Raw genomic sequence first — 3,762 nt, forward strand, 5'->3', positions numbered from 1 at the left:
CGTGGACGGGTTGCCGCAGTCGCGGCAGGCGGAGCTCCGGGCGGTGGAGGAGCAGGTCGGACCGTTCACCCGGCTGCTCGTCGAGCACCGGTCCGACGCCCTGCACGGGCACTCGCTACGGGAGTCCTTCCCACTCGCCGAACGCCGTCCGGAGCGTCTGCTGGCGAACTTCGACGGCTGGGCGGGCGACCTGGGGGCGATGGCCCGCCAGCCACCCAGCCTCGTCTTCGCCGCGACCGGACAAGGGCGCGTCGCAGGACGCATCACCCCTGCGCAGGAGAGCCGGCTGCTGTCCACGCTGCTCGAGGCGTGGGCGCTGCGCAGCCGCCTGGACACCGACCAACGAAGCGCTCGACCCAGGACCCGGCCGTTGCGCCGGGTCGCATGAAGGAGCTGACGATGCCCAACACCATCCGCACCCAGAACGACGTCTACCGCGCCGACGAACAGGTCGTCCTCAAGGTCGAGGTCGACGCCGCTCACCGCCATGACGCCGCGTGGGCAGTGCTCGCCGACGAGGGTGGCACGCTGACCGTCGTCCACCGGGGGGTGATCGACAGGAGCAGCGCGGCGGCCCCCACGGTCTACTCGATCCCGGTGCCCGCACTGTCCCCGGGTGGCTACCAGGTCCGGCTGTACCTCAACAACCCGCGGAAGGGCGGGAAGGTCACCACCTGGGCCCCCAGTGAGGTGGACCCGTACGACGACGCGGACTCCTTCGCGGTGGCCGACGAACCCGGCAACCCGGTCATGCTCGTGGGCCGAGGAAGTCACCCACGTCGCCCCGGTAAGGGACTGGCCAACTACGACGACTTCGAGACCTTCGTCGTCAAGCGGAGCAAGCGCCTCAACCCCGAGAAGGGCAAGGCGTACGCGAACTTCGGGCGGCGGGCTCACGAGGAGCTCTTCGACCTCGCCTTGGAGTACGTCGAGTCCGTCCGGTGCCGGAGCCTGGCCGACCTCACCCCACCCGGCTACCTGCTCGACCGGCAGAAGGCGGAGGCGTTGCTCCCGGTGCAGTTCCGCGACCGGCCGTTCCTGCCATGCGTGGAGCTCATCTGGAACTACTTCGAGGAGGAAGCCGGTCTGGTCCAGACCCTCAACGTCATCCTGGCCCGCTTCCAGAACCGGCGGGTCAGCCCCCGCCACGATCCGCTGAGCCGTTTCGACGTCACACCGCTGCTCCCGCTGCGGAATCTGCTGTGGGGCTGGGCGGAGGACGAGGTCCGCCGCACGACTGTGCGCCGCCGGGTGGCGGAGTACGCGTACGAGTACGGCATCGTCCTGGTCGGGCGGGCGGTCCCGTCGAGCACCACGTTCGTCGAGAGCCGCGCGAACTTCCTCGAGTCGTTCCACCAGGTCGTCCACCAGGCGCACCTGTTCTACGAGAGGCGCGACGACCTCACGGTCAATGCCGATCCCTTCCCCCTGTACCAGGCGATCCGGGACTGCCACCTCGCCCTGTCCTACGGCACCCACAACCAGTACGGCGAGATGGCCGTCACTGCCCGCGCCGAGTTCCTGGTCATGCAGTTCCTGCTCAAGCAGCCGCAGATGGGGGACTTCCTCGGCGGCCGGCCGATGACTCCGTACCCGGAGCCGTGGATGGACCGGGTGGAGACGATGCGCTCGATCCAAGGGTGGGGCGACGCCAGCGTCATGCACTTCCACGACCTGGCGACGATCTCCGAGCGGCTGGTCCTCACCATGCGGCTCGGCCGTTGGTCCGACGTGAACGTAGGCGCGATCGAGGCGGGTGCCTGGGCCGATGCCTTCCGTCCGGACATCCAGCGGTACGCCGCGGCATACCGCGCCGTCACCGGGGTCGACCTGGCGCATGCCGCGGACGCCACGATGCCGTCGCTGCTCATCTCCCGGCGTGCCCGGTCGCCGCGGGTCCGGGCCTGACCGGGCACCGCCCGGCATCGGCCCCGTTCCCCCTGAGGACGCCAGGAGGTGCTCGCGTGGTGGCATCCCACGGTGACGCCCAGAGCTCGCCCATGAGCCGAGGGCGACGGGGCCGGGCTCCGGTCATCGACGCCCACGTCCACATCGGCACGGGCGACGGACTCAGCGGCCCATGGGACACGAGCGGCTCGCTGACGACGTACCTGTCCCGGGCCGGGCCGGCCGGCATCACCGGCGCGGTGCTCATGCCACCGCTGACGTCGGACTACCCGCGTGCCAACCGGGACCTGGTGCCGCTCATCCGCAGCTCGCGCCGCTTCCTCGGCTTCGCGTTCGTCAACCCCGTCACCGAGTCCGGGCAGGTCCGGTCCCGGCTGACCCGGGCAGTCGCCGATGACGGGTTCTGCGGCATCAAGGTGCACGCCCACGACGGGCGGATGACCCGAGAGGTGGCCGACACCGCTCGCGACCTCGGTGTCCCGGTGCTCTACGACCCCCGGGGCGACACCGCGTCGGTGGAGATGCTGGCCGCCAGCTACCCGGAGGTGGCGTGGATCATCCCGCACCTGTCGTCCTTCGCGGACGACTGGCGGGCCCAGAACGCCTTCGTCGACCAGCTGTGCCGGTTGCCGAACGTCTTCACCGACACCTCGGGGGTGCGCTACTTCGACCTGCTCCAGGACGCCACCCGGCGCGCTGGGCCGCACAAGGTCCTGTTCGGCAGTGACGGCCCCTTCCTGCATCCGGCCGTGGAACTCGCCAAGGTCCGCGCGCTACGGCTGCCCCCGGCCGACGAGGCGCTGGTGACGGGCGGCAACCTGCTCCGGCTCGTGGGCCCGGCCCTCCGCCGCTTCCACCCGTCCCCGTCCCACCACCGGGCATCACCGGTCCGACCCCGACCCATCCCGAGGAGACGATCATGACCAAGCCGACGTGCGCGGCATACGGCGCCACGGACTACGAGCGCAGGACCACGGTAGCCAGCGGGAGCCGACTGCCCCCCAAGGAGGGAGTGGTCGGGGAGATCAAGCCGCACAACTCGAGGGAGATCAATGCCGGCGTCGAGCAGTTGCGCAAGTCCGCGGTGCGCACGTCCAAGGTGCCCGTGCTGCTGACCTACCGGACCGTGAAGGAGACAGATCCGTCGTCCTACGAGGTGCTGATGGCGGACACCGTCGAACTCAAGAGGGTCCTGGCGGAACGGGACGAGGAAGACAAGGACCGGCGGCCGGGCGGCGCGAAGAAGCGGCGCCCGCCGATCCTCTCGAGGCTGACGACCTGGTACCGGGTCGGGAACCCCTTCCCCGAGCCGTGTGCGCTGGAGAAGATCCCGTACCACACGTGTCCTCCGCTGCTCGGGGCCCAACTGGAGAAGGGGGTGCGCGAGCAGTACGAGGAGGCCATGCGGAGCAGGTACAGCAGGCCGCCCTTCAAGAAGCTGCCGTCCAAGAGCCCCTGGGCAGCAGGCCACGACATCCTCCACGAGGAACTCGCCGACTTCCTCTCCGAGCTCGCCGTCCAGCTGCAGGCCGCTTGACCTGCAGGGCCTACGGCGGGAGAGGTGGGGACTGCGGTGCCGACGCACGTGGTGGCGGTCCGGCTCCTCCGCGGGCGGACTGGAGCCTCTTCTGGATGGCCCGGTCGGTGACGCCGAGCCGCTGCGCGGCGGCGTGCGCGTTGCCCTCCGCCTCGGCCAGGGCGATGGTGAGTGCGAGGTCGCTCACCTGCGACTTCAAGTCCTGCAGCGAGGCGCCCGCGCGGATGCTGCGCCTCACGGCGGCCTCCAGGCCGGTCCCGCCGGTCGGGGACCGCCGCGCCGGCGGGCGGTCCCCGGCGAGCAGGTCGCCGGGGCTG

At 70.8% G+C, this 3,762-nt stretch carries 4 protein-coding genes and 1 pseudogene; 4 read left to right on the top strand and 1 reads right to left on the bottom strand.

Annotation, left to right across the window (positions count from 1 at the left end; all coding sequences use genetic code 11):
• The 4 genes and pseudogenes from VN520_RS31955 to VN520_RS31970 form a co-directional block, all read left to right on the top strand.
• Positions 1–388, top strand: a pseudogene (locus tag VN520_RS31955) (hypothetical protein); the annotation flags it as partial.
• A gap of 11 nt (positions 389–399) precedes the next feature.
• Complete coding sequence (locus VN520_RS31960) at positions 400–1,908, top strand: hypothetical protein (RefSeq protein WP_325750426.1); 1,509 nt, start codon at positions 400–402, stop codon at positions 1,906–1,908.
• A gap of 56 nt (positions 1,909–1,964) precedes the next feature.
• Positions 1,965–2,831: an amidohydrolase family protein gene (locus VN520_RS31965; protein WP_325750427.1), complete on the top strand. Its 867-nt coding sequence runs from the start codon at positions 1,965–1,967 to the stop codon at positions 2,829–2,831.
• Positions 2,828–3,445 carry a hypothetical protein gene (locus tag VN520_RS31970; RefSeq protein WP_325750428.1) on the top strand — a complete coding sequence of 206 codons (618 nt, stop codon included), beginning with the start codon at positions 2,828–2,830 and terminating at the stop codon, positions 3,443–3,445. The genes VN520_RS31965 and VN520_RS31970 overlap by 4 nt, the downstream gene beginning before the upstream one ends.
• Positions 3,446–3,455: 10 nt before the next feature.
• On the opposite strand, the gene VN520_RS31975 is transcribed toward VN520_RS31970, so the two are convergent.
• The coding region (locus tag VN520_RS31975) for a hypothetical protein (RefSeq protein ID WP_414720015.1) at positions 3,456–3,762 on the bottom strand (307 nt) is incomplete at its 5' end.

This window comes from Streptomyces sp., from assembly GCF_035563135.1.
Taxonomy (GTDB): Bacteria; Actinomycetota; Actinomycetes; order Streptomycetales; family Streptomycetaceae; genus Streptomyces.